20 protein-coding genes are annotated in these 25,760 nt (G+C 71.8%); 8 read left to right on the forward strand and 12 right to left on the reverse strand.

Annotated features, from left to right (window positions below; genetic code table 11):
- The first annotated feature begins 105 nt into the window (after positions 1-105).
- Complete coding sequence (locus AB0M35_RS21675; RefSeq protein ID WP_363747376.1) at positions 106-1,140, forward strand: LacI family DNA-binding transcriptional regulator; 1,035 nt, start codon at positions 106-108, stop codon at positions 1,138-1,140.
- Positions 1,141-1,260: 120 nt separating this feature from the next.
- Complete coding sequence (locus AB0M35_RS21680; protein ID WP_363747377.1) at positions 1,261-2,850, forward strand: alpha-amylase family glycosyl hydrolase; 1,590 nt, start codon at positions 1,261-1,263, stop codon at positions 2,848-2,850.
- 128 nt (positions 2,851-2,978) lie between these two features.
- Here the strand turns inward: AB0M35_RS21680 and AB0M35_RS21685 are convergent, their stop codons facing one another.
- The 3 genes from AB0M35_RS21685 to xylA all read right to left on the reverse strand — a co-directional run bounded on the left by AB0M35_RS21685 (position 2,979) and on the right by xylA (position 7,187).
- Complete coding sequence (locus tag AB0M35_RS21685) at positions 2,979-4,403, reverse strand: MFS transporter (protein WP_363747378.1); 1,425 nt, start codon at positions 4,401-4,403, stop codon at positions 2,979-2,981.
- A 158-nt stretch (positions 4,404-4,561) separates the two neighbouring features.
- Positions 4,562-5,989, reverse strand: coding sequence for a xylulokinase (gene xylB, locus AB0M35_RS21690; RefSeq protein WP_363747379.1), 1,428 nt, complete (start codon positions 5,987-5,989; stop codon positions 4,562-4,564).
- A gap of 10 nt (positions 5,990-5,999) precedes the next feature.
- Positions 6,000-7,187 (reverse strand): xylose isomerase, encoded by a 1,188-nt coding sequence (gene xylA, locus AB0M35_RS21695; protein WP_363747380.1) that lies wholly within the window; start codon positions 7,185-7,187, stop codon positions 6,000-6,002.
- 76 nt (positions 7,188-7,263) lie between these two features.
- Here xylA and AB0M35_RS21700 point away from each other — a divergent pair, with 76 nt between their 5' ends.
- Both AB0M35_RS21700 and AB0M35_RS21705 read left to right on the forward strand, forming a co-directional pair.
- Positions 7,264-8,496 carry an ROK family transcriptional regulator gene (locus AB0M35_RS21700; protein WP_363747381.1) on the forward strand — a complete coding sequence of 411 codons (1,233 nt, stop codon included), beginning with the start codon at positions 7,264-7,266 and terminating at the stop codon, positions 8,494-8,496.
- A gap of 137 nt (positions 8,497-8,633) precedes the next feature.
- Complete coding sequence (locus AB0M35_RS21705) at positions 8,634-10,298, forward strand: PP2C family protein-serine/threonine phosphatase (protein ID WP_363747382.1); 1,665 nt, start codon at positions 8,634-8,636, stop codon at positions 10,296-10,298.
- A 44-nt stretch (positions 10,299-10,342) separates the two neighbouring features.
- Here the strand turns inward: AB0M35_RS21705 and AB0M35_RS21710 are convergent, their stop codons facing one another.
- Positions 10,343-10,894: a MarR family winged helix-turn-helix transcriptional regulator gene (locus tag AB0M35_RS21710; RefSeq protein ID WP_363747383.1), complete on the reverse strand. Its 552-nt coding sequence runs from the start codon at positions 10,892-10,894 to the stop codon at positions 10,343-10,345.
- A gap of 93 nt (positions 10,895-10,987) precedes the next feature.
- On the opposite strand from AB0M35_RS21710, the gene AB0M35_RS21715 reads away from it, so the two are divergent.
- A complete protein-coding gene (locus AB0M35_RS21715; protein WP_363747384.1) occupies positions 10,988-12,115 on the forward strand; it encodes a PP2C family protein-serine/threonine phosphatase in 1,128 nt (375 codons plus the stop codon).
- A 9-nt stretch (positions 12,116-12,124) separates the two neighbouring features.
- On the opposite strand, the gene AB0M35_RS21720 is transcribed toward AB0M35_RS21715, so the two are convergent.
- The 7 genes from AB0M35_RS21720 to AB0M35_RS21750 all read right to left on the reverse strand — a co-directional run bounded on the left by AB0M35_RS21720 (position 12,125) and on the right by AB0M35_RS21750 (position 21,061).
- Positions 12,125-13,612 (reverse strand): sugar transferase, encoded by a 1,488-nt coding sequence (locus tag AB0M35_RS21720; RefSeq protein WP_363747385.1) that lies wholly within the window; start codon positions 13,610-13,612, stop codon positions 12,125-12,127.
- A gap of 206 nt (positions 13,613-13,818) precedes the next feature.
- Complete coding sequence (locus AB0M35_RS21725) at positions 13,819-15,582, reverse strand: substrate-binding domain-containing protein (RefSeq protein WP_363747386.1); 1,764 nt, start codon at positions 15,580-15,582, stop codon at positions 13,819-13,821.
- Positions 15,583-15,727: 145 nt separating this feature from the next.
- On the reverse strand, positions 15,728-16,765 hold the full coding sequence (locus tag AB0M35_RS21730) for a lactonase family protein (RefSeq protein ID WP_363747387.1): 1,038 nt from the start codon (positions 16,763-16,765) through the stop codon (positions 15,728-15,730).
- A gap of 95 nt (positions 16,766-16,860) precedes the next feature.
- A complete protein-coding gene (locus AB0M35_RS21735; protein WP_363747388.1) occupies positions 16,861-17,463 on the reverse strand; it encodes an ATP/GTP-binding protein in 603 nt (200 codons plus the stop codon).
- Positions 17,444-17,833, reverse strand: coding sequence for a DUF742 domain-containing protein (locus tag AB0M35_RS21740; RefSeq protein WP_363747389.1), 390 nt, complete (start codon positions 17,831-17,833; stop codon positions 17,444-17,446). The genes AB0M35_RS21735 and AB0M35_RS21740 overlap by 20 nt, the downstream gene beginning before the upstream one ends.
- Complete coding sequence (locus AB0M35_RS21745) at positions 17,823-18,242, reverse strand: roadblock/LC7 domain-containing protein (RefSeq protein ID WP_363747390.1); 420 nt, start codon at positions 18,240-18,242, stop codon at positions 17,823-17,825. The genes AB0M35_RS21740 and AB0M35_RS21745 overlap by 11 nt, the downstream gene beginning before the upstream one ends.
- Positions 18,242-21,061, reverse strand: coding sequence for a nitrate- and nitrite sensing domain-containing protein (locus AB0M35_RS21750; protein ID WP_363747391.1), 2,820 nt, complete (start codon positions 21,059-21,061; stop codon positions 18,242-18,244). Before AB0M35_RS21750 ends, AB0M35_RS21745 begins: the two co-directional genes overlap by 1 nt.
- Positions 21,062-21,408: 347 nt before the next feature.
- Here AB0M35_RS21750 and AB0M35_RS21755 point away from each other — a divergent pair, with 347 nt between their 5' ends.
- The 3 genes from AB0M35_RS21755 to AB0M35_RS21765 all read left to right on the forward strand — a co-directional run bounded on the left by AB0M35_RS21755 (position 21,409) and on the right by AB0M35_RS21765 (position 23,532).
- Positions 21,409-21,999 (forward strand): hypothetical protein, encoded by a 591-nt coding sequence (locus tag AB0M35_RS21755; protein WP_363747392.1) that lies wholly within the window; start codon positions 21,409-21,411, stop codon positions 21,997-21,999.
- Positions 22,000-22,009: 10 nt separating this feature from the next.
- Complete coding sequence (locus AB0M35_RS21760) at positions 22,010-22,933, forward strand: hypothetical protein (RefSeq protein WP_363747393.1); 924 nt, start codon at positions 22,010-22,012, stop codon at positions 22,931-22,933.
- Positions 22,934-23,148: 215 nt separating this feature from the next.
- On the forward strand, positions 23,149-23,532 hold the full coding sequence (locus AB0M35_RS21765; RefSeq protein ID WP_363747394.1) for a hypothetical protein: 384 nt from the start codon (positions 23,149-23,151) through the stop codon (positions 23,530-23,532).
- A 135-nt stretch (positions 23,533-23,667) separates the two neighbouring features.
- Here AB0M35_RS21765 and AB0M35_RS21770 read toward each other — a convergent pair whose 3' ends face one another.
- Complete coding sequence (locus tag AB0M35_RS21770) at positions 23,668-25,464, reverse strand: glycoside hydrolase family 6 protein (protein WP_363747395.1); 1,797 nt, start codon at positions 25,462-25,464, stop codon at positions 23,668-23,670.
- Positions 25,465-25,760: the final 296 nt, after the last annotated feature.

Consider the following 25,760-nt stretch of genomic DNA (forward strand, 5'->3'; position numbering starts at 1 on the left):
GGCGGGGGCGGCGACCCAGGAGATCCGGGTGACCTACAGCGACTACGGCAACGCGACCGCCGCCGCGCAGGCGGCGGCACCACACGGGTCGTGAGCGGGGTTACCGTGACGAGGATCGACGATGTCGCCCGGCTGGCCGGAGTCTCCACGGCCACCGTCTCCCGGGCGCTGCGCGGACTGCCCACCGTGTCGGCGGCGACCCGCCGACGGGTGCTGGCCGCCGCCGAACAGTTGCAGTACGCCGTCTCGCCGAGCGCGTCGCGCCTGGCCGGCGGCCGCACCGGCGCCGTCGCCGTGGTGGTCCCCCGGATCACCCGGTGGTTCTTCGGGGTGGTCGTCGAGGCGGTCGAGGACTTCCTCCACCAATCCGGCTACGACCTGCTGCTGCACAACCTGGGCGGGCGGGAACAGAACCGACAGCGCCTGCTGCACACCGCCAACCTGCACAAGCGGGTGGACGCCGTCATGCTGGTCGCCACTCCGTTGCGGCCCGCCGACCTGAGCGCCCTGGCCGCGTTGGACCTGCCCGGAGTGACCGTCAGCTCCGGCACCGACGTGCCGGACTGGCCCTGCGTACGCATCGACGACGTGGCCGCCGCGCGGACCGCCACCCGGCATCTGCTGGACCTCGGCCATCGACGCATCGCGCACATCTCCGGCGACCCCGACGACGAACTCGCCTTCACCGCGCATCTGGACCGACGACGTGGCTACCAGGAGGCGCTGCGCGCGGCCGGACTGCGACCGGACCCGAGCCTCGACGTGGAGTCCGGGTTCGACATCGCCGGCGGCACCCGGGCCACCGAGGAACTACTGCGTCGAGGTGACCCGCCGACGGCCATCTTCGCCGCCTGCGACGAGATGGCGATGGGCGCGCTGACCGCGCTGCGCGACGCCGGTCTACGCGTACCGCAGGATGTCAGCCTGATCGGCATCGACGACCACGCCCTCTCCGGTGTGCTCGGCCTGAGCACCATCGCCCAGCCGGCGGCCGAGCAGGGCCGGCTGGCCGCCGAGATGCTGCTCGACCCGCTCCTCGGGCGGGCCGGCGCGTCCCGCGGCGGCGCGGCCGGGTCACCGGTGATCCTGCCCACTCGGCTGGTCGTGCGGGACTCGACCGCACCACCGCGGGCAAACTGAACCACGGGTCACCGGCGCCCGCCGCCCACCCCGATCGGACCATGGGAGTACGCCCTGAACGACAACCCGACCCCCCAGACCACGCCCGCCGTAGCGGCCACCGCATGGTGGACCGAAGCGGTGATCTACCAGATTTACCCGCGCTCGTTCGGTGACTGCAACGGCGACGGGATCGGCGACCTGCCCGGCATCACCGCCCGCCTGGATCACCTGCGGGAGTTGGGGGTCGACGCGATCTGGCTCTCCCCGTTCTACCCGTCGCCCCAGGCCGACGCCGGGTACGACGTGGCCGACTACCGGGACGTCGAGCCGCTGTTCGGCACGCTGGCCGACGCCGACGACCTCATCGCCCAGGCACACGCCCGCGGGCTGCGGGTGATCGTCGACCTCGTGCCGAACCACACCTCGTCGGCCCACCGGTGGTTCCAGGACGCCCTGGCCGCCGGGCCGGGCAGCGCCAAGCGACAGCGCTACGTCTTCCGCGACGGCCGGGGACCCGACGGCGCCGAACCGCCGAACGACTGGCAGAGCGTCTTCGGCGGCCCGGCCTGGACCCGCGTCGCCGACGGCCAGTGGTACCTGCACCTGTTCGACACCGCCCAGCCCGACCTGAACTGGGACAACCCCGAGGTGCGCACGGAGTTCCTGGACGTGCTGCGGTTCTGGCTGGACCGTGGCGTCGACGGCTTCCGGGTCGACGTGGCGCACGGCCTGATCAAGCAGGCCGACCTGGCCGACTGGCAGGAGCCGCAGGAGATCCTGTCCGGGCAGGAGGTGGACAAGCCCCGCCCGCCGATGTGGGACCAGGACGGCGTACACGAGGTCTACCGGGACTGGCGGCGGCTGCTGGAGCGCTACCCCGGCGAGCGGATCCTGGTGGCCGAGGCGTGGGTGGAGCCGGCCGAGCGGCTGGCCCGGTACGTCCGCCCCGACGAGATGCACCAGGCCTTCAACTTCGAGTACCTGCTCGCCGCGTGGACGGCCCCGGCCCAGTACGCGGTGATCACCCGATCGTTGGAGGCGACCGACGCGGTCGGCGCTCCCACCACCTGGGTACTGTCCAATCACGACGTGGTGCGCCACGCCTCGCGGCTCGGGCTGCCGATCGGCACCCCCCGCCCCAACGGCATCGGCATCGGCGACCCGCAGCCGGACGCGGCGACCGGTCTGCGCCGGGCCCGCGCCGCCACCCTGTTGATGCTCGCCCTGCCCGGCTCGGCCTACCTCTACCAGGGTGAGGAACTCGGGTTGCCGGAGCACACCACGATGCCCGACGAGGCCCGCCAGGACCCGACCTGGGAACGCAGCGGGCACACCCAGCGCGGCCGGGACGGCTGCCGGGTGCCGATCCCGTGGGAGGCCGACGCGCCCTCGTACGGCTTCGGGCCGACCGACGCGAGTTGGCTGCCACAGCCCGGCGTCTGGGCCGAGTACGCGCTGGACCGCCAGCGTGACGTGCCCGGCTCGACCTACGAGATGTATCGGACGGCGCTGCGTCTGCGGCGTACCCACGGGCTGGGTCGAGGCACGGTGCGGTGGCTCACCTCCGGCGACGAGGTGCTGACCTTCCGCAACGGCGACGTGGTGGTGCTGACCAACTTCGGCGCGACCGGCGTCCCGCTACCCACCGGCGAACTGCTGCACAGCAGCGCGCCGCTGAACGATGACGGCACGGTCCCCACCGACGTCACCGTCTGGGTCCAGGTGTAAGGAAGGGCACCTTATTAACGTCTCCGGTAGAGGAAGGGCCCCTCGTTAACCGTCCTGGACGGCAGGATGCCGGGTCTTGTTAACAGGGGGCCCTTCCTCTACACCAGGCGTTAAAAGGGGGCCCTTCCTTACAGCTTCTCCGCGCGGGTGTGCAGGAGGTGTGCGACGTCGCCGATGTCCTTGGGGGAGGTGCGGGACGCCAGCCAGTACATGATGCCGGTGGGGATGAAGAAGAGCTGGAAGGCGGCCAGCCCGACCGCGTAGTTCAGCGGTGGCGGGAACGCCGCCCGCAGGGCGTGGAAAGCCACCCCGACCAGCCCGTTGCCGGCCGCCCGACCCACCCCGTTGACCAGGTTGCCCAGGCTGTAGACCGTGCCCCGGTGCTCGGGCGGGTTCGCGTCGGCGATCAGGGCGAACCAGTTCGGTGAGTTCGCCGAGGTCAGCGCCAGCGCGAGCAGCGCGGTGAGCAGGCTCAGCCCGACGGTCGGTTCGGTGACGACGCTGCTCAGCACAGCCCGTACCACCGCGCCGGTGCCGGCGCCGTCGGGCACGTCGATGCGGATCGGCACGAAGAAGAGCACCAGGTAGAACGGCAGCGCGGCGAGCACGCCGATCGAGGCGACCATGGCCCGGCCGGAGGGCGTACGCCGTTGCAGCGCGTCGCCGATCAGACCGCCCACGATGGAGAGCACCCCGCCGAGTTGGAACAGGGTGGCGAAGACGCTGCCCACCACGATCGCGGTCGTCATCGAGTAGCCCTGGTCCTGGGCCCGTTCGGCGAACAGCACCGGCAACCAGACCAGCGAACCGAAGGCGGCCTGTGCGGTGAGGCCCTGGAGGATGAGCCACCGGTTGGTCCGGCGACGCAGGATGACGGGCAGGTCGCGGCGGCTGATCCGGTAGTCGTAGTCCGCACCGCCGGCCAGCGCGTCGGCCAGTTCCGGTTCGCTCTGGCCGCGCCGGATGTCGTACGTGAGCAGATAGGCCGCCGTGGCGACCAGGCCGACGACGGTGAGCAGCAGGAACGGACGGCGCCAGTCGGCCGCGCCGAGCAGGCCACCGACCAGGGTGCCGGCCAGTGTGCCGGCGCCCTGGGACAGCCCCCAGAAGCTCATCACCAGGCCTCGCCGACGCGGCGAGATCAGGTCGGTGACCACCGAGAAGCCGACCGAGCCGACCGCGCCCAGCCCCACGGCGGCAAGCAGTTGCGCGGCCAGGAAGGTGGGATAGTCCCCGGCCAGCCCGCTGCCACCGGTCCCGGCGGCCCAGATCAGGGTGCCGATCATGAGCAGCGGCTTGCGGTTGGTGCGGTCGCCGAAATACGCCCAACCGACCGCCGCCACCGCGCTGACCAGGAAGCTGACCGCGGTGACCAGACCGAGCAGGCGCTGCGGCACCGCGAAGGACTCCGCGATCGCGCCATACAGCGGTGGCACCAGGCCGATCGCCACGTTGTCCAGCGAGGCGAGCAGCACGAAGACGACGACGCTGTAGAACCGGTGCGCCGCGCCGCCACCCCATACCCGTCCGGATCCGCCCGTGGTCAAGGTCATGCGGGCAGCCAACCAGGACCGGACAACGCACCGATCACCGACCCACCCCCGCGCCACCACGCCCACCCCGGCCTGACCGTCGTGAGGCCAGCACACCAACCCGGATCGAGTGGCTTCACCCCCTCGCAGAAGCCACTCGATCCGGGGTCACGGGTGGGTCAGCCCTGGGCCAGGCGGTCCAGGTGACGATCCCGCGCCTCGGCGTAGCGCTCCCGGATGGCCGGTACCGGTTCGGCGGCGTACTCCCGGGTGCCGGCGGGCGTCCAGGACGGTGGCTCCTTCGCGCCGAGCGCCAGCCAGGCGGCTTGGCGGGCGGCACCGTCGGCGACGTACTCGCCGGGTGGCGGAACGACCACCGGGCAGCCGAAGACCTGCGCGGCGATCCGGCGTACCGCGGCGGAGCGGGCGCCACCGCCGACCAGGATCACCCGGCGGGCCTGTGCGCCCTGGGCCGCCAGCGCGTCGAACCCGTCGGCGAGCGCGCAGAGCATGCCCTCCACGGCCGCCCGGGCCAGGTGTGCCGGGGTCGAGGTCCGCAGGGTCAACCCGTGCACCGCCCCGGTGGCCAGCGGCCGGTTCGGGGTGCGCTCGCCCTCCAGGTACGGCACCAGCACCAGCCCGTCCGCCCCGGGTGGTGCGGACAGCGCGAGGTCGGCCAACTCGTCCAGCCCGACCCGCAGCATCCCGGCGGCCGCGTCCAGTACCCGCGCCGCGTTGAGCGTGGCGACCAGCGGCAGGAACCGGCCGGTCACGTCGGCGAACCCGGCGACGATGCCGCTCGGGTCGGCGGCCGGGGTGTCCGCGATGCTGAAGACGGTTCCGGAGGTGCCGATCGAGACCAGCACGTCACCGGGACGCGCGCCCACCCCGAATCCGGCGGCCGCGTTGTCGCCCGCGCCGGGACCGAGCAGCGCCTCGGCGGCACCCGGCAGGGCTGCCGGGTCGAGGTGACCGGCGGACTCGGCCGGACCGAGCACGGTGGGTACCCGTACCGCCCGGCCGAACGCCCGTTCCAGCAGGTCGGGGCGGTACTCCCCGGTGGCCGGCGACCAGTAGCCGGTGCCGCTGGCGTCGCTGCGGTCGGTACGCAGCGCGTCCAGCCCGGGAGCGCCGGCCAGCCGCCAGGTCAGCCAGTCGTGCGGCAGGCAGACGGCGGCCACCCGGTCGGCGTTGGCCGGCTCATGCCGGGCCAGCCAGCGCAGCTTGGTGACGGTGAAGCTGGCCACCGGCACACTGCCCACGGCTTCGGCCCAGAAGTGTCCACCGCCGGCCTCCGTCACCAGTTCGGCGGCGGCGTCGGCCGACCGGGTGTCGTTCCACAGCAGGGCCGGCCGGATCACCTGCCCCGCCTCGTCCAGGCAGACCATGCCGTGCTGCTGGCCGGCGACAGCGACCGCGGCGACATCGGCCAGCCCTCCTGCGGCCTCGGCGGCCGTCTGGAGGGCGGACCACCAGGCCGACGGGTCCACCTCGGTGCCGTCGGGGTGCGGCGCCCGACCCTGGCGGACCAGGGCACCGGTCTCCGCATCCCGAACGACCACCTTGCAGGACTGGGTGGAGGAGTCCACCCCCGCGACGAGCGGCATGCCGTCCGCCTCAGCGTGCGCCGAGCACGTGCTCGACGGCGAGTTGGTTGAGCCGGACGAATCCGAAGCCACGGGCGGCGACGGCGTCGACGTCGAACTCCTCGAAGGCGCTGGTGTCGGCGAGCAGACCGGCGTACCCCTCGCCGTCGCCCAGCGTCGGCACGGCCAACTCGGCGACCTTGCTGGCGGCCAGCGCCTCGGCCACCTCCGGGTCGGCCCGGAACGCCGCGGCCCGCTCCTTGAGCAGCAGATAGGTACGCATGTTCGCTTCCGCCGAGGCCCACACCCCGTCGATGTCCTCCGTGCGGGAGGGCTTGTAGTCGAAGTGCCGTGGCCCGTCGTAGGCGGGCGCGCCGGCCGGGCCACCATGCTCCAGCAGGTCGACGAGGGCGAAGGCGTTGAGCAGGTCACCGTGGCCGAAGACCAGGTCCTGGTCGTACTTGACGCCACGCTGACCGTTTAGGTCGATGTGGAACAGCTTGCCCTGCCAGAGCGCCTGGGCGATGCCGTGGGCGAAGTTGAGCCCGGCCATCTGCTCGTGGCCGACCTCCGGGTTCAGTCCGACGCGCTCCGGGTGGGCGAGGGTGGAGATGAACGCCAGGGCGTGCCCGACGGTGGGCAGCAGGATGTCACCGCGCGGCTCGTTCGGCTTGGGCTCCAGAGCGAAGCGCAGGTCGTAGCCACGGTCGATGACGTACTGGCAGAGCACGTCGACCGCTTCGCGGTAGCGCTCCAGAGCCGCCTGGACGTCCTTGGCGACGTCGTACTCGGCGCCTTCCCGGCCGCCCCACATGACGAAGGTCTTGGCGCCCAACTCGGCGGCGAGGTCGATGTTGCGCAGCACCTTGCGCAGCGCGTACCGCCGCACGTCACGGTCGTTGCTGGTGAAGCCGCCGTCCTTGAAGACGGGCTGCTGGAAGAGGTCGGTGGTGACCATCGGCACCACCAGGCCGGTCTCGTCGAGCGCCTTGCGGAACCGGGCGATCTGCGCGTCGCGGGTGGCGGCGTCCGAACCGAAGGGGACGAGGTCGTCGTCGTGGAAGGTCACTCCGTACGCGCCGAGTTCGGCGAGCCGGTGCACCGATTCCACCGGGTCGATGGCGGCACGGGTGGCGTGGCCGAACGGGTCTCGGCCCTGCCAGCCGACCGTCCAGAGCCCGAAGGAGAACTTGTCGGCGGGGGTGGGACGAGGTGCCATGACAGACCTCCGGTGGTGTCGTCCGCTATTTGTTCAGTGGTTGAATTAAATGGCTGTGATGTGGCAGTGTCAAGAGGTGATCCCAACCGCAGCCCCGGCCGGCGCGGTGCGCCAGGGCAGCCTCCGCGAACTGAATCTCGCCCTCGTGCTCGGCCGGATCGCCGCCGCGCCCCGACCGCCGTCGCGGGCCGCGCTGGCGGCCGAGACCGGCCTGACCCGGGCCACCGTGTCCGCCGTGGTGGAAGACCTCGTCGCCGGTCGACTGGTCACCGAGGCTGAGCCGCAACCACGCGCCGGCGCCGGTCGACCGGCCCGTGGTCTGGTGCTCGCCGGTGACGGCCCGGCCGGTCTCGGCCTGGAGGTCAACGTCGACTATCTGGCCGCCTGCGTCGTCGATCTCGCCGGTGAGGTCCGACACCACTCGGTGCACCGCGCCGACCTGCGGCCGGTTACCCCGGCCGACGCACTGGGCCGGCTGGTGCGGCTCGCGGCCGACGCCCGCGCCGCTGCCGATGCGCAGGGTCTCATCCTGGCCGGTGCCGCCCTGGGGGTGCCCGGCCTGGTCGACGACGCCGGGCAGGTTCGCCTCGCGCCGAACCTCGGCTGGCGCGACGTGCCGGTACCCGAACTGCTGGCCGAGCATCCGCCGCTGACCGAGGTGGTCGACGGCGTGCCGGCGCTGGTGGTGGACAACGAGGCCAACCTCGCCGCGCTGAGCGAATTGCACGCGGGCGCCGGTCCGGGCAGCTTCCTGCACATCTCCGGCGAGGTCGGCATCGGTGCCGGGATCGTGCTCGACGGCGCCCTGTACCGGGGCGCCCGAGGCTGGAGCGGGGAGATCGGCCACATACCCGTACGCCCGGACGGGCCGCCCTGCCGGTGCGGCGGCCGGGGCTGCCTGGAACGCTACGCCGGTCAGGAGTCGATCCTCGCGGCGGCCGGCCTGGCCGGGGCGGACCTGCCGGCCGACACAGCGCCGGACCGGTTGGCCGAGCTTGCCGAGGCCGGCGACGAAACCGTGCTGCACGCCCTGCACGAGGCCGGTGTGGCGCTCGGGGTGACCGTGTCCAGCGTGGTCAACCTGCTGGACCTCGACACGGTGGTGCTCGGCGGCGGTTACGCGCCGCTGGCTCCCTGGCTACGGCCACCGATGCTCGCCGAGATCGATCGCCGGGTGCTGACCGCGGCCTGGTCGCCGGTGACCGTCCGCCCGGCGGCCCTCGGGGCGACGGCCGCCGCCGTCGGCGCGGCCGGATCGGTGGTACGCCGAATCATCGCCCGGCCCGTCGGCTGGTTGGCCCGGCTGTAGGAGCAACCACCCCTTCCTCCTCGGCGTCCACTGAGGCACTCGGTACCCTTGCCCGAAGGCAACCATCACCGTGACCCGGAGGAGCGCACCACCGGCATGCCCACAGGTCGACAGCGCAGGACGCACGGCGACCACCGATGACCAGTACCCGCGAAGGCCGAGTCGCCGGCCCCGACCGCAGCGGGGGAACAGGCCACGGCGGATCTCCCCGACCGGCCGTGGCCGAGCGCGTCGACCTGGCCGGTGAACTCCTCGACGGGCTCACCGACGCGCTGCTGACCATCGACGACAACGGGATGGTCGGGCTGGTCAACGCGGCCGCTACCAGGCTGCTCCCCGAGCTTGTTCCCGGCACCGACCTGGCCACATGTGCGGTGCCGGCACTGGCGGCCGCGACCGCCGCCGGGCACGCCCGCTTCGAGGACCAGCACCACTGCCGGCGGCTACGCGGCGTACGGCGGGCGTTGGCCGGGGGCCGGTCCGTCTGGTACGTCCGGGACATCACCGACGAACACGCCCGTTCCGAGGAACTGCTGGCCGAGCGCAGTCGTACCGCCTTCCTGGCCGACGCGGGCCGCCGGCTCGGGTTGGCGTTGCACCGCGACCAGGCCCTGCGCGCCGCTGCCACGCTGCCCGTGCCGTACCTGGCCGACCTTGCCCTGGTGGTGCATCTGCCGCCAGTGCCCGCCGAGCCTCGGCCGCACTGGATCCGTTACGCCGAGCACCAACCCGGTCCGGTGGCCGGGGCGGCCGACTGGACTCTGACCACTGTCATACCCGGGCTCGACGAGGCCCTTGACGGCGAATGCCCGATGCCCCGACCGTGGTCGGTCGCGATCAGCGACGACCTGGACCCGGTCCTTCCGGCCGGCCTCGACCAGGAGGCGACCCTGCTGGTCAGCCCGATGCCCGGCGCCGGCCGGACGGCCGGGGCGCTGGTGCTGCTGCGGCACGCCCAGCGGGCGGGCTTCGACCCCCGCGACGTCGACCTCGCCCGGGAGTTCGCCGCCCGGGCCGGGGCCGCCCTCAGCATGGCCGAGTTGTACGACGAGCAGGCCCACCTGGCCCGGGTGCTGCAGAACAGCCTGTTGCCGCCGGATCTGCCCGGGATCGCCGGGATGGCTGTCGCCGGAGGCTACCGCGCCGCCGGAGACAGCCTGCGCATCGGCGGCGACTTCTACGACGTCCTACCGGCCGACGGCGGCGCGTTGTTCGCCCTCGGTGACGTCAGCGGCAAGGGGGTGGGCGCGGCCGTGCTCACCGGCCGGGTACGTCAGTCGTTGCAGACGCTGCGGCTGGTCGAACAGCAACCGCTGAAACTGCTGCGGCTGCTCGACCGGGCCCTGCTCGACATGCCCGACGCGGCCCGACGCAGCCAGTTCACCACCCTGCTGCTGGGTACGCTGCGCCCGGAGCCCGAGGGCGGCCTGCGGGTTGAGGTCGCGGGTGGTGGGCATCCGGCGCCCCTCGTGGTCGACGGCGATGGCACGGTGACGCCCGTACGGGTGGGCGGGATGCCGGTCGGTGCCCTGCCCGACGCCCGGTTCACCGAGGCCGACCTGCGGCTGCCGCCCGGTTCGGTGCTGTTCGCCCACACCGACGGGGTGACCGAGGCTCGTGGCGGGCCGCACGGTTCGGAGATGTTCGGCGAGCGGCGGCTACGCCAGGCCCTCTCCTCCGGTGCCGGGCTGCCTCCCGCCGCCCTGGTCGACCGGGTGCTGCGCCTGGTCGACGAGTGGTGTGCCGGGCAGCGGCACGACGACGTCGCGATGCTGGCGGTGGCCCCGCTCAAGACTGACTGAGCCTGCCCCGGCAGTACCGGGCCGTCCGGAAGACGGCGGGAGCGTCAGGCCGTCCGGAACACGGCGGCGTCCCCGTTCGACCAGCTCAACGGATTGTCGACGACGTCGCGGAGCTCCGGCAGAGGCTCGGCGTCAGGCCCGTCGGGCTGCGGCACCAGCGGCGACACCGGCCGGACGACCCGCGACCGGGCCGCCTCGTCGAACTCCCGCAGACCACGCAGCAGCGCCGCGCGCCCCTCGGGCGTCATGTCGGCCAGGATCGTGGCCAGGTGCTGACGGCGGTCCTCGCGCAGCTCGGCGAGGAGTCTGCGGGCCTCGGCGGTCAGATGCAGCGAGATCTCCCGCCGGTCCGCCCGGCCCGGCTCACGCTCCAGCATGCCGGCGGCGACGAGGCGGTCGCAGAGCCGGCTGGCCGAGGAGAGCAGCATGTCCAGCCCGGCGGCCAGCCTGCGCAGGTTGATCCCGTCCTGCCGTTCCACGAGCATGACGGCACGAAGCTGGGCGGTGGAGATCCGGTTCGCTGTGCGCTCCCGGGCACCGTCCCAGACAGTCAGCAGGGCGCCCGCCGCGACATCCACCTCGGCAGCCATACTCATCTCGGGTCCTGGTAAACCATGCAGTTCCGCCATCGTGCGCCTGAGCGTACTCCGATTCTGTCGGTCAATGGGCTTGTGATCAAGGAGATACCCATGAGCGAGCCGGTCGAGCAAGCCCGCACCGTGCTCACCACGGCCCCTGCGGATCTCCTGGTGAATCGGATCGGGCAGCTGCTCGACCAGGAACACGGCGTCGTCGACGTCGAACTCCTCCAGGTCGACTACCGGCTGGCCGCGTTGCTGCCGCTCACCGCCGGGGAGGCGGTGACCGAACCCGGGCACCCCGCATGGCGTTGCTTCGACCACCAGAGCCCGGTGTACGTCGACGGCACGGCCTATCTGCCGGTCAGCATGCGCGGCGAACGGCGCGGAGTGCTCCGGGTGTATCCGGTCACGGACGAGGCCCTCCTGACCGACCTGGCCGAGATCGGCACCGCCCTGGCGCACGAACTGACCGCGGTCGACCCCGGAACGGACATCTACCGCACCGCGCGGCGTACCCGGCGCCTCACGCTCGCCGCCGAGATGCAGTGGGAGCAGTTGCCGGGGCGCAGCCGGATCCGGCCGTCCTTCAGCCTGGCCGGGCAGTTGGAACCGGCGTACGCGGTACGCGGCGACAGCTTCGACTGGTCCGACGACGGTGACCGGGTGTGGACCGCCACGATCAACGGGATGGGTGCGGGCGTCACCGCGTCGATGCTCACCACCCTGGCCACCTGCGCGCTGCGCAACGCCCGCCGGGCCGGCATCTCGCTGGCCGACCAGGCCGCACTGGCCGACCAGGCGATCTACGCCCTGCACCGGGGCGAGCAGTACCTCGCCACCCTGCTGGTCGAGGTCGACCTGCACAGTGGGCTGCTCACCGCCGTCGACGCGGGCTCGCCCCGGCTCGTCCTGCTGCGCGACGGCGAGGTCAGCGTGCAACCGCTGGAGGCGCAGTTTCCGCTCGGCATGTTCGAGGGGTCGCACTATCGCGAGCAGCACATCCAACTCGAACCCGCCGATCGCCTCTTCATGATCAGCGACGGGGTGCTCGACGCGACCGGGCAGGACATCCGCTACGGGGAAAGCGCGCTGGATCGGATGCTGCGTCGCACCGCACCGATGAGCCCGCTGGACGCGGTCCGCTCCCTGCTGGGCGACCTGCGGGCGTTCGTCGCCGGCGATCTCACCGACGACGCGGTGGTGGTCTGCCTGGACTGGTACGGCCCGCAGCCCTAGCGGGCCGGGTCAGTACGCGCCCCGGCTGTTGACCACCGCGCCGAAGGTCTTCCAGAGGATCGTCAGGTCGGCCGCCAGCGACCAGTTCTCCACGTAGTAGAGATCCAGCCGGATGCCGTCCTCCCAGCTCAGGTCCGACCGGCCGCTGACCTGCCAGAGGCCGGTCATCCCGGGTTTGACCAGCAGTCGGCGGGCCACGTCGCCGTCGTAGCGGGCCACCTCGGAGGGCAGCGGCGGGCGGGGGCCGACCAGACTCATCTGCCCCAGCAGCACGTTGACCAGTTGCGGCAGCTCGTCCAGCGACCACTTGCGCAGCAGCCGCCCGACACGGGTCACCCGTGGGTCGTCGCGCATCTTGAACATCAGACCATCGGTCTCGTTGCGCGCGGCCAACTCGGTCAGGAGGGCATCGGCGTTGACCACCATGGTGCGGAACTTGAAGACCCCGAACTCCCGACCGCCCTGCCCGACCCGGGTCTGCCGGAACAACACCGGGCCCCGGCTGTCCAGCTTGATGGCCAACGCGATGACCACCAGCAACGGCAGCAGCAGGGCCAGCGCCACGAGTGACATCGACCGGTCGACGAAGCCCTTCACCAGCTTTCGGGTGCCACGGAACTCCGGCGCCTCCACGTGGATCAACGGCAGGCCGGCCACCGGGCGGGTGTGGATACGCGGCCCGGCGACATCCGTCAGCGCCGGGGCCAGCACCAGATCGATCCCGGTGCCCTCCAGCTGCCATCCGAGCCGACGCAGTCGGGCGGCGGTGAGTTCGCCGCTGGCGGTGACGGCGACCGTGTCCGCGCCGATGGCGGCAGCGGCCTCGGGGATGCCCCGGAACGAGCCGACCACCGGAACGTCGCCGAGCCGTTGGGCCACCGGGGCCAGCAGGGCGTCCGGGATGCACGCGCCCACCACCTGATAGCCCGCGTACGGTTCGCGGCGCAGGGTGTGTACCAGTTCCAGCACGTGCGCGGTGTCGCCGACCACCAGCACCCGCCGTGACCAGCCCGTCCCTGCCGAGCGGGACCGGTGCAGGCGCTTACGCGCGACGAACCGGGCAACCTCCAGGCCGACGATGCCGACGGCGAACGAGATCGCCAGGAAGCCCCGGGACACACCGACGTCGGCGACGTAACCGGCGATGGCGATCGCACCGGCCAGTCGGAAGCTGGCCATGCTGACCCGCCGGTACTCGTCCGCGCCGTAGCCGACCACCCGGTCGTCGTAGCAGCGCATCGCCTTCAGCGACAGCAGCCAGACCAGAACGAGCCCGGGGGCGACCAGGACGTACGGCACGTGGGTGCCACGCGGCGCGGCCTCGCCGAAGCGGGCCGCGTAGCCGGCGAGCACCGCCAGGGTCAGGACGGTGGCGTCCAGCACCACCAGTGTTCGCACGTAGGCCCGTTGGGCGCCACGTATCGAGTTACTTGATGACGACGTACCGTCGGGTCGTGTTGAAGATCTGGCGGGGGTCAACAGCGTCGCCGAGGTCACCAGCCCTCCCACTTCGCTCGCCGACGGCACGGGTCCGGCTCGGTGGAGAGCCGGAGCTGCCGATGCACGACGACATCCTCCCCTGAAAACTGTGACGGCCAATTGCTTCGGACGTATTGCCGTCACTTTCCATGCCGGCTAACCGGCCGAAAAGGACCTGTGGTACCGGTTTTCCCGATACCGCAGGTCCGGTACTGATGCACGGATCAGGCCGGCGCCTTCCGCAGGGCGATCGCTCGTAGGAAGATGTCGCCGATCTTAGTCGGGTCGGCGGCGACGAACGCACCACCACCTGCGCTCTGCGCGATGGTGTCCAGTTCCGCCTTGCTGACCTCGGTTCCGATGCCGATGATAATCACCTGGATCGGCTGGTCCGGGTCCTTGATCCGCTTCAGCTCGGCGAGCAACTGCCGCTGCGAGACACCGTCGGCGTCCTCGTTCTTGCCGTCGGTGAAGAGCACGATCGAGTTGACCTTGCCCGGCTCCCAGTTCTGCTGCACGTCCTTGTACGCGGCCAGCAGCGTGTCGTACAGGCCGGTGTTGCCGCTCGACGAGGTGATCGTGTCCAGGCTCCGCTCCAGGGAGCTGCGCTGCCGGGACAACGGGCCGGTCGGCACCACCTCACGGTAGTCACGCGCGCCGTCGAGGTTGGTGGAGAAGACCCACAGGCCGATCGACCAGGAATCGTCGAACAGGTTCAGGCCCCGCCGCGCCGCCTCCGCGGTGACCTGCTGCCGGGTCGCACCGTTGGCGGTCGGCACCGCCTTCTTCATCGAGCCCGAGACGTCGATGATGCAGAGCATCCGACCGGAGAGGGTGGCGATGGACCAACTGGACACGGCCCGCTCCACCGCGTCCGGCGCGAGGCCACCGGCGGCGATGCCGCCCTGGGGAGGCGGCGCCGCGGAGGAATCCCCGCTGGCCGGGCTGGGTGCGCCCTGCGGCGGCTCGAAGCCGCTACCCCAGTTGCCGTCCGGCCCGCGCAGCGCCTGGGTGGCCAGCTTGTCTTTGAACGAGGGCGTGGTGAGCACCTCGAACAGCACCCGCGCGGCGGAGGCCTTGGCCGGTTCGATGCCCGGCAGCACCGCGTAGGGGTAGTCCAGCGGCAGCGGCGAAGGCTTCAGGTAGAGCGCCGCCAGCGGCACCGGCGGCTTCTTGGCGTTGTACTGGATGACGTCCTCTTCGGACAGTGCCGCCGCGCCGAGGGCGCTGGCCAGCGTGGTGCCGTCCGAGGCGGTGGGGAACTTGGCGAGCAGATCCTGGCGCAACGCCGAGGCACCCGAGGCCAGCGCCCGCAGCGCGCCGATGCGGTCCTGCTCGGCGGTCGCGCCGCCGGACGATGCCGCGGCGGTCATCAGCGACAGCAGCCCGGACAGGCCGGCGGCGTCCCGGGTCGGCTCGACGATGCCGGTCTTCAGCGGTCGGTCGCTGTTGACCCGGGCCAGCAGTTCGGTCCAGCCGAGTTCCTTCTGCGGCCAGCCGAGCCGCCCGGCGATCGGCTCGGGCATGGCGACGACCACCGGGCTGCTCGCGATGGATGCGCCGTTGCCCGGCGCGAAGGCCGCCGCACCGCCGGTCTGTAGCCGCAACAACCAGGTGGAGGAGTCCGGGATCCAGACGTCCGGGCTCACTGCGGTACCGCTGGCCTGGCCGACACCGGCCAGGGTGGCACCGTGCTTGGCCGCCACCACCGCGGCCACCTCGACCGCGTCGGCGGCCGCGACGGTCACGTCGATGCAGGTCCCGTCGACCGCGGCACCCTTCTGCTCCCACTCGGAGGCCGCCGCGTCGACCGCCGGCGCGAGTTCGGTCGCAACCGTGACCGACAGCTCGATCTTGCCGGAGCAGTCCGGACCAGCGAGCTGGCGATAGCCCACCCACCCACCGGCGGTGACGACGAGCACGCCGACCGCTGCTGCGGCGGCGGCACCGTGAATACCTGAACGCATGCGATGGCGGCCTGCTGACACGCAGACCATCTTCCGGACCCGAACATGGGACTGCCATGGCCGTTCGGACGAAAGTTACAGAGGAGAAACAGTTTACCGTGATTTAGTAACTTTGAGTGACGACTCAACGGCGCAATGTGGATGTATCAATGTCCAACGCCCACGATCAGGGCAGAACGCAAGTAGGGCTGGGAATCGGCAACGGCTCGCCGACCGCCACCGGCACCCCGGTCTCCCGGTCGACCCGGAAGGTACGCACCATGTCCGCCCGCTCGTCGGCGACGTAGAGGTGTTCCCCGACCAACACGAAGTGCCGGGGCCACTCACCGCCGGTGGCCACCTCCTCGACCAGCTCCGGCAGGCCCGACCCGAGCGCGAACACGGCTATCGTGCCAACCCCCCGGTTGGCCAGGTAGAGGTAGCCGCCCTGCGCGTCGACCGCGATCTCCGATGGTTGGACGTGCCCTGCCCGGTCGCTGGCGTCGACCCGCCCCCGCTGGTGCAACACGCCGTCCTCGGCCAGGTCGTAGGTCAGCACCGACCCGTCCAGCTCTCCCGAGACGTAACAGCGCCGGCCGTCCGGATGCCGGGCCAGGTGCCGGGGGCCGGCTCCGGCGGGCGTACGCACCCGTGGCGCCCGGGGCACCAACCGCCCGGAGGCCGCATCGAGGTCGTACCGGTAGATCGAGTCGGTGCCGAGATCGACCGCGAGCAGCGGCTGGCGACCGGTTCCGGGCGAGACCATGTGCGCGTGGGCCCGCTCCTGGCGCTCGGGATCCGGCCCGTGACCGCCGTGCTCCACCACGTCACTGCGCTCGCCCGGCACCCCGTCGGAGTCGAGCGGGAAGACGGTCACGCTCCCGCCGCCGTAGTTGGCCACGAACAGGAACCGGCCGTCCGGCTCGACCGCGAGATGGCAGGGCTCGGCCCCGCCGGTCGCGCGCGAGCCGATCGCGGTCAGGTCGCCGTCGGGCCCCACCCGCCAGGCGCTGATCTGCCCGTCGGGCAGCTCGTTGACCGCGTACAGCACGGGCAGTTCGGGGTGGCGGGCGAGAAACGACGGCGACGGGGTGACCGCGACCGTGCCCAACGAGGTCAGCTGGCCGGTGTCCGGATCACGCCGCGCGGCGACGATCCCGGTGCCCCGTCCGCCGCTGTGCGCCGTGTACCCGCCGATGTGAACGATCTCGCCTCGCCCTGCCACCAGGTGTCACCTCTCCGCTGGATGCTCCGTCGATCCCACCAGAAACCTTCCCCCGACACCGGCGGGTTAGGCCTGCGGGCCTCGGCCTTCGATGCTCAGGCCGCCGGCACCGGTTCGCCACGCTGCCGGGCCACGTGCTCGACCAGGGAGATCAACACGGATTTTCCGGACTGCCGGTCCCGGGCGTCGCAGAGCACCATCGGCACGTCGTGATCGAGGTCCAGGGCTCGGCGTACGGCCTCCAGGCTGAACCGCTGCGAGCCGTCGAAGCAGTTGACTCCGACGACGAACGGAACGCCGCGCTGCTCGAAGTAGTCGATCGAGGGGAAGCAGTCGGCCAGCCTACGGGTGTCGGCGAGCACCACGGCGCCCAGCGCCCCGAAGGCCAACTCGTCCCAGAGGAACCAGAAGCGGTCCTGTCCCGGCGTACCGAACAGGTACAGCTGGAGATCGTCGTTGATGGTGATGCGTCCGAAGTCCATCGCCACCGTGGTCGTCGACTTGGTCTCCACGCCGGAGATGTCGTCGGTGTCGATGCCGGCCCCGGTCAGGATCTCCTCGGTCTGCAGCGGCCGCACCTCACTCAACGCGCTCACCAGAGTCGTCTTGCCGGCGCCGAAGCCACCGGCGATGAGGATCTTCAGCGCGATCGGGACCCGGTGGCCCCGACGCTCGGCGTCATAACGCACGGAGTCCATCCATGACCGCCTTGAGGATGTCGTTGTCGGGCAGGTACGTGGCACGCGGCGGCTGTTGCACGGCGACCAGCCCCCGGGACAGCAGATCACCAAGTAGCACCCGGACCACCCCCACCGCCAGGTCCAGGTCGGCGGCGAGTTCCACCACCGGCGTGCCCCGGCCCGCCAGTTCCACCAGCAGCCGGTGCTCAGGATGCAGTTCCGGATACGCGCCGAGATCCGGGTTCGGATTGGCCAACACGTACGCGACCAGGTCGAATCCGTCCGCGCAGGAGCGCACCCGGCCACCGGTCAGGGTGTACGGCCGCACCACCGGCCCGGCATCGTCATCGAGCCACTCGTGTCGGTGCCCGGATAAGTCAGTTCGCATCGGTGGCACCCGCCGACGCCCGGACCGGTGCTTGCAGGTTCTCGCCCACCCGGGTCACCAGCATGGCCATCTCGTACGCCACCAGGCCGATGTCCGCGTCCGTGTCGCTCGCCACGGCCAGGCACGCGCCCTGCCCGGCCGCGGTCACGAACAGGTACGCGGACTCCATCTCCACCACCGTCTGCCGGACCGGCCCGCCGTCCAGGTGCCGGCTGGCGCCTCGTGCCAGGCTGGCGAGACCGGAGGCCAGGGCGCACAGATGTTCGGCGTCGGCCCGGTCCAGTTCGGCGGACGAGCCGAGCAGAAGCCCATCCGCCGAGAGCACCACGGCCCGCCGTGCAGCGGGCAGTCGCTCCACCAGATCGTCGAGCAACCAGTCGAGATTGGCAATCTGCCTCGTCGATTGCATCAGGCGTCCCTCTCAGTAGCGGTCAGGGATTCCACAGTGACCGGTCCGCCGGGCGGCGGTCCAGCCTCGTCGGTGGTCGGTTCCTGGTTCGCTGCGGCGACCCCACCCGCCGACCCGGTGCCGGGCTGGGCGGTCGGCTGCCCCGAGCCGGCGCCGGGCAGGGCGGTCGAGCCCGCCCGACCGTCGGTCGGCTCCGGGCCGCCGACGGCCGAGTCCGGGCCGGCGGCGGCCAGCCGGCCCCGCGCGGTACCGGACTGTAGGGCCGACATGAACCGACGGGCCTCCTCCGGGCTGCGGGGCATCGGCTCGCCCAACCTTCCGGCGGCGCCCCGGGCCGCCACCACCGGTTGCCGCAGGGTCGGCCCGTCGATCGCCGCCGATCCGGTCGGTCGGTGGGTCAGCGCGGGCAACTGGACGGTCGGGCTGTCCACCACGGCACGATCGCGGTCGGCCGCCGTCCGCCCCTCGGACGCCACGACGCCCGGGACCGCCTCCGCCACCGTCGGCCCGACGGCGGCCTGCGGGCTGGACCCGGCCGTCTCGACGACAGGTCCGGCGGTCCCAGCGTCGGTCTCGGAGACGGCCGCAGCGGCGGATTCGGAGACGGCCTCGGCGGTGGGTTCGGGAACGGCCGCAGCGGTGGATCTGGCTGGCGGACGCCGACGGATCCGCCGGGGCAACCCGTCGGAATCGGCCGGCCCGACGGTCGAGGCCTGGCGCGGGCCACCGAGGTTCGCGGCAGACCCGCTGGACGGCTGCGGGCTGTCGGACGTCGGCGCCGCACGCGTCGCCGACCGGGAGCGCGGTCGAGGGACGGTCGTGAGTCGGCTGGCCCGAACCAACCGCCGCTGCTCCATCGCGGTGTCGTCACCGCTCTCCGGCTTGTCGGGTGCCGGCAGCGACGAGGGCTCGGCGGTGATCAGTTCGGCGGGGATCAACACCACCGCGGTCAGGCCGGAGCCGTCCGACCGGCGCAGTCGTACCCGGATGCCGTGCCGGCCGGCGAGCCGCGCCACCACGAACAGTCCCAGCCGGGCGGTTTCCGCCGGGTCGAACTCCGGCGCCCGGGCCAGCTTGCGGTTGGCCTCCTCGATGGCCTCTGCGGTCATGCCGAGGCCATGGTCGGAGACGGACAACGCGTACCCGTGTGCGACATGCTCACCGGAGACCTCCACCCGCGACTCCGGCGGGGAGAAGGCGGTCGCGTTCTCGATCAGCTCGGCAAGCAGGTGGATGGCGTCGCCGACCACCCGACCCACCGTGCCGGCGGGCTGCAGAGTGGTGATCTCGACCCGGTCGTACGACTCGACCTCGGAGATCGCCCCACGGATCAGGTCCACCATGGCGACCGGCTCACGCCAGCCTCGCCCGGGTGTGGCCCCGGCCAGGATGACCAGATCCTCCGCGTGTCGGCGCAGCCGGGTGGCGAGGTGGTCGACCCGGAACAGCTCGGCCAGATGGTCCGGATCCTCCGCGTCGCGTTCCAACCGGTCGAGCAGGGCGAGCTGACGGTGCACCAGACCCTGACTGCGGCGCGCGATGTTCAGGAAGACCTCGTTGAGCCCACGGCGCAGGGTGACCTCGACCTGGGCGGCTCGGATGGCGACCTTCTGCACCTCCGTGAAGGCCTGGGCCACCTGGCCGATCTCGTCGGCACCCCGGTCGGCCACCGGCGTCTCCCGGGCGACGTCCACCTGTTCGCCCCGGCGCAGCCGATCGACCACGTCCGGCAGGCGCTTCTCCGCAGTCTCCTTCAACCTCCCGCGCATCAGCGTGAGCCGCTGGGCCAGGGACCGGCCGACCCGCACCGCCACCACCAACGACACCACCACGGCGACCAGTCCGAGCAACCCGGCGCCGGCCAGCCGGGTCAGGATGCTCACCGCCATCGGCACCGACCGGTCGGCCAGTCCGTCGGCCTGGGTCAGTTCGAAGTCCCGCAGCGACTGCTGCACGGTGTCGTAGCCGGCCTGCCAGGCCCGCGCGTCGACGGTGATCCGGGCCGAGGGGCCGGCGGCGATCAGCTCGTCCTGCATCGCGCGCAGCCGCTCGAACCCCTCCTGCTCGGCCAGCCGTTGATACGCGGCCTGCTCCGGCGCGGGTAGGTCGGCCACCGCCGACTGGATGAGAAACCACTGGTTACCGATGCTCTGCACGAGCATCGTGTGCTCCCCCTTGGCGAACCCTCCACCGGTCAACGCCCCGGCCAACAGCGCATCGGTCTGCCCGAGCAGCTCCCGAGAGCGGCCGAGATCCGTCAGAGCCCGCGCCTCCCGGTTGAGATCCTGGTCGGGGAGGTTCGCCAGGGCCTCGAAGGTGTGGAACGCGGCCGAGACCATGTCGCTGTAGAGACCGACGGCGCCGACCCGGTCCAGCTCCCGGCGGTCGATCGACTCGCGTCCCGCCGGCAACGCCTCCAACTTGCCGAGCAACCGGTCCAGTCGGGCTTCGAGCAACTCGCCGGCGGCGTCCCGGAACTTCTCGCCGGAAACCCGGCGGCGCAGCTCCGTCACCGCCGCGTCGGTACGGTCCCGCTGCTCGCGCAGTGCCGGTAACACGCACCCGGCCGACTGCTGGTCACAAACCGTACGGGGCGAGGCGAGGTGTACCACCGAGATACGTCGCTCGCGCTGCAACTCGGCGACCACCGTCTCGCCGGGCCGACCGAGGTCGTACAGGAGCGTCCGGGCGGCCAGCAGGTCGAGCGCCGGCCCGAAAGTGAGCGTGGTCGCGAATATCCACAGCGCGAGCAGCGCGGTCACCGGCACGACGACCAGGGCGGTCAGCTTGGAGCGGATCGGCCAGTCGCGGGTGTTCAATCGGACCTCGCCCGGAAAGGTGGCTGGAAGGGCTCCGGCACGGCCGGGCAGCACCGTTGCCGGGTGCGCCCCAGTTGTCCGCCGGGACGCCGGCTCGGGCGCCTTGGGCAGGATACGTAATCCGCGCTCGCCGCACTACCGTCCGTCGAGACTACCGGTACGTTGACGAACGTTCGGTTGACGCACATCCCGCCCGAATCCGCTCCGAACCAGTTGTTAACGGATCTTCGGCTGCCCGCACGGGCGGCACCGGGGTCGGCACGGGGTCAACTTGGGCGAGGAAAGTGCTCCGGAACGGGATTGGCGATCAGTGGACGGAGGGAATACCTGCAGGCGAAGGAGGAGCCATGTCGCCCACGCAGATAGTCGTCACCGTCCTCATCATCCTGGTCGTCGCCGCCGTCGCCGCAGCGCTGGTCGTGGCCGGTCGCCGCCGGGCACTCCGGCAGCGCTTCGGCCCGGAGTACGACCACGTCATCGCCGAGCAGGACAGCCGTAGCGCGGCCGAGCGGGAGTTGCGGGACCGCGAGCGCCGGCACGCCGAACTCGAACTGGTCCCCCTCGCCCCGGCCGCCCGGGCACGGTACGCCGAGGCCTGGGAGGAACTCCAGGTCCGTTTCATCGACTCCCCCGCCGAAACCGTCGGGCAGGCCGACGAACTCGTCACCCGGCTGATCGCCGAGCGGGGCTACCCCACGGGTGAATTCTCCGACCAGATCGCGCACCTTTCCGTCGAGCATGCCCGCACGCTCAGCCACTACCGGGACGCGCACGAGATCCACCTGCGCAACAGCCGGGGTGAGGCCAGTACGGAGGACCTTCGCCAGGCCGTCGTCCACTACCGGGCCCTCTTCGCCGACCTGCTCGGGGAGGAGCCGGCGACGAGGACGCCGGAACAGCGCCAGCCTGACGCCGCCCACGACGCCACCAACCGCTGAGGAGACCACCATGCGGCAGCAAGAGCAGCAGCTCAACAACGACCACCCCGAGACCGTACGGTCGACCCCGGTTCCGGTCACCGACGACGATCACGTGACCGACGACAGCACTGACGAGTTCGACAACGTGGACGAGCGGGCTGCCCGCGCGGAGTCCGGCGCGGACCGGTCCCGCCCGTGGGACGGTCGACCCGGCGACGACGAGCAGGCCGAGTTCCACGAGCCGGGGCCTGTGCCGACGGCCTTCGGCGCCACCACGGTCGGCGGGGCGGTGGCCGCTTCCGCGCTGGCCAGCCCGCGTCCCGAGGACGAGCCCGACCCGCGCGCGGAGCGCACCGCCCGACCCGGCGACGGTGCCGTCGACGGTGAGCGTGAAGGGCTGCGTGCCGACCCCACGGCCGAGTTCGGCGGACGGCACGACGAAGTCGACCCCGCCGAGGTGGCGGAATCCGATGACGTCGCTCGCGACGCGGGGACGCATCGAGCCGCCGACCGCCCCGACGAGGTCGACGCCGACCGGTCGGCGATGCCCGGGACCGACACCGAGGCGGCGGCGGCCGGCGGGGCTGGTTACGGCAGCGCCACGCCGGCGATGGTCGACCCGGACACCGCGACCGGGGTCACCGACACCGCGCCGAACGGGGCCACCTCCGCCGCACCGGCGGGAGCGGCGACTCTGTTCGACGCCTCGACGGCCCAGGGATTCCGGGACCGCTGGCGCGACGTCCAACTGCGTTTCGTCGACGACCCCCAGGCGGCGGCCGGCGAGGCCCAGACCCTGGTCGACGAGGCCATGCAGGCGCTGTCCGCCGCGTTGACCCAGCACAAGGAGAAGCTCGGGAGCTGGCAGGAGGCCGGCGCTACCGACACCGAGCAGTTGCGGGTCGCGGTACGCGAGTATCGCGACTTCCTGGACCGGGTTCTCGGTCGCTGACCACCACGAGCGGCGGGCGTCCTGCGGGTGCGGGGCGCCCGCCGCTCGCTGTGCCGCCACCGGCCCGCTGATCGCGCCGCCGGGCGACGGGCGTTCCGCACGGTGCGCTGAGGGCCGGGGTCCGACCGGCGGTAGCTGCTCAGGCATGTCCCCTGACCTGGCGGGTACCCCGAGGGGAGCCAGGTGATTCGGCTGCGGACAGGAGGGCGGCAACGATGACGGATCGTGGGCGGGAACGACCGCTGGAGGAGCGCCCCGAGGTGGCCGCAGCGGTCGACGACGACGCCGGGGTGCCCCAGCTGATGACCGGGGGCGGCCCCGATTCGAATACCCCGACCTTCGCCGAGCCAGGCGATCGGGTCGACCGGGACGGACCGACCGACGAGATCATCGGTGATCCGTACGCGGCCGGCACCGGGGCCACCGGAACCGGCACCGGCGCCGCACCGGACAACAGACGCACCGGTGCGGAACAGCCGTGGGATCCCGAGGACCTGGTGGCGGCCCGGGGGCAGGATCCCACCGCGGAGAACATCGAGCGGGCCCGGCGGGAGCTGGCCGAGACCGGTCGGGCGGCGGTCGAGAAGACCGTGCCCTGACCTCACCCCACGGCGGGGATTCCTCGCCGGGAACAGGGGTGGGCCCCTGGTCCGACCGGTGCGGTCGGACCAGGGGCCCGGGTAACCTGCCGCCGCAGTGCCTCACCTACCGCAGGCGGCGGGTGTGCCTGACCGTCAGGACAGCGGCGGGTAGGCGTTCTGCATCAGCTCGGCGAACTGCGCGGCGAACCAGGCGCCCGAGATCGGGGCGTCCGGCAGGGCGCCGCTGCGGCTGTTGCCGTTGCGGTCGTTACCGGTGTAGGTCGGGTCGCACATCCGGTCGAAGCCCTTGCCGTCGTTGTTCGGGATCTCGCGGCTGGAGCCGTCCGACTCGCCCGGGGGCTTGGCCCAGACGTACGCGTCGATACCGGTCGCCGGCGCGGCCTTCGGGCGCTCGCCCATACCGGCACCGGCCTGGTTGCACCAGTTGCCCTTGTGGAAACGACGGTCGACCCGGCCACCGTCGACATAGGCGTCAATGCTGGTCGTCGGGCCCGCACCGGTGGGCCGGTTGGCACCGCCCCAGCCGTTGCGGGAGGTGTCGATCGTCATGCCGATGTTGCTGGGGAAGCCCTGCCGAACCAGCTCCTGCCGGAACGCCTGAGCGAAGCTCTGCTCGTCGTTGTACTGGTTCCAGTCGATCCACTTCGCCTGACGCACGGTCTGCCCGTTCACCGTGTCGCTGATCTTCGCGTACGGCTCGATCAGCGCGGAGTAGTTCGCGGTGTTGGTGATGAACCCGTGCACGTGGTTGACGGTGCTGCCGGAGGCGGTCGCGGCCTGCTTCAGGACCTGGGCGGTCGGGACGAAGTTGCTGTCCCAGCCGAGCCAGCCGTGGTGCCCGGCGTCGACGTAGTTGTAGACGTTCGGGATCGAGCCCAGCGTGGCCAGGGCGTAGCCGACACCGTTCACGTAGGCGCCGTTGGCCTTCACCGTGTCGCACATGACCGTGCCACCCGGGTTGTTCGAGGTGTTGGTGACCAGGTTCGGCAGCGAGTCGACCTCGATGACGTTGATGATCCGGATGTTGCTGTACTTCGTGTCGCGCATGATCGCCGCGATCGGGTCGATGTACTCGGCCTTGTACTTGGGCAGCTCGTTCGGCCCCAGCTCACCGTTGGAGGCGAGCGCCGCGCAGTCACGGCCGGGCAGGTTGTAGATGACGAACTGGATGTAGTCGGCACCCTGCCGCAGCGCCTCGTCCAGGTGGTCCCGAATGCCCATCGGGCCGTTGGACTGGCTGTCCTCGGTACCCTCGATCGCCGCGATCCGGTCGATCCAGACGGCGGTCGAGATGTTGGACACCCGGTTGCCGCCGGGAACCGACTCGGCCCTGGCCTTCCACTCCGGGTTCACGTAGCCCTTGGCGTTCAGGTACGGGTTGTCCACCTTGGTGCCGGGGGGCGGCGGGCTGGTGGGCGGCGGGCTCGTGGGGGGCGGGCTCGTCGGGGGCGGGCTCGTGGGCGGCGGGCTCGTGGGCGGCGGGCTCGTCGGCGGCGGGTTGCCGCCGTTGCAGGTCACGCCGTTGATCGTGAACGAGGTCGGACGCGGGTTGCTGCCGCTCCACGCACCGTTGAAGCCGATGCTGGCGGTGCCACCGGTGGCCAGCGCGCCGTTGTAGGACTCGTTCTGCGCGGTCACGTTGCGACCCGACTGGGACCACCGGGCCGACCAGCCGTTCTGCACACGCTGGTTGGCGTCGGGGAAGGTGAAGCCCAGCGTCCACCCGTTGAGCGGGTCGCCGATGTTCCTGATCGTGATGTTGGCGGTGAATCCGCCTGGCCAGTCGTTGGTCGTGTAGGCCACGTCGCACTGCGTCGCCGCGTACGCAGCCGAGACCGGCAGCGTCACCAAACCGCCCGCGACCAGCGCGCTCGCGCCGGCCAGCGCGACGGCCCGGCGACGGCCGGACAGTTTTCTCCACACGTTCATGCCACTGATCTCCTTGGGCGAGACCGGATCCGCTGTACGGCCCGGCACGTGGCCCCAGGGCGTCCTGCGCGGACGGCCGCCGGTGCCAACGGGATTCTTTTGAGACGCCCGACCCGGACGGGCGTGGTGGTGGTGCGACAACCAGGCTGACCTGGTCGCCCAGCGGGGTGGTCGTCCGGTTTGACCGGCTGCCCTCGACACCCTGACTGCGCGGTGTGGCTCCGTTGACCGCGTGCAGCGATTCTTGCATGGGAGCGCTTCCATGGCAATGGTTCGATACTTCCGGAGCCTAGCGG

Source organism: Micromonospora sp. NPDC051196 (genome assembly GCF_040682415.1).
Lineage (GTDB): Bacteria > Actinomycetota > Actinomycetes > Mycobacteriales > Micromonosporaceae > Micromonospora.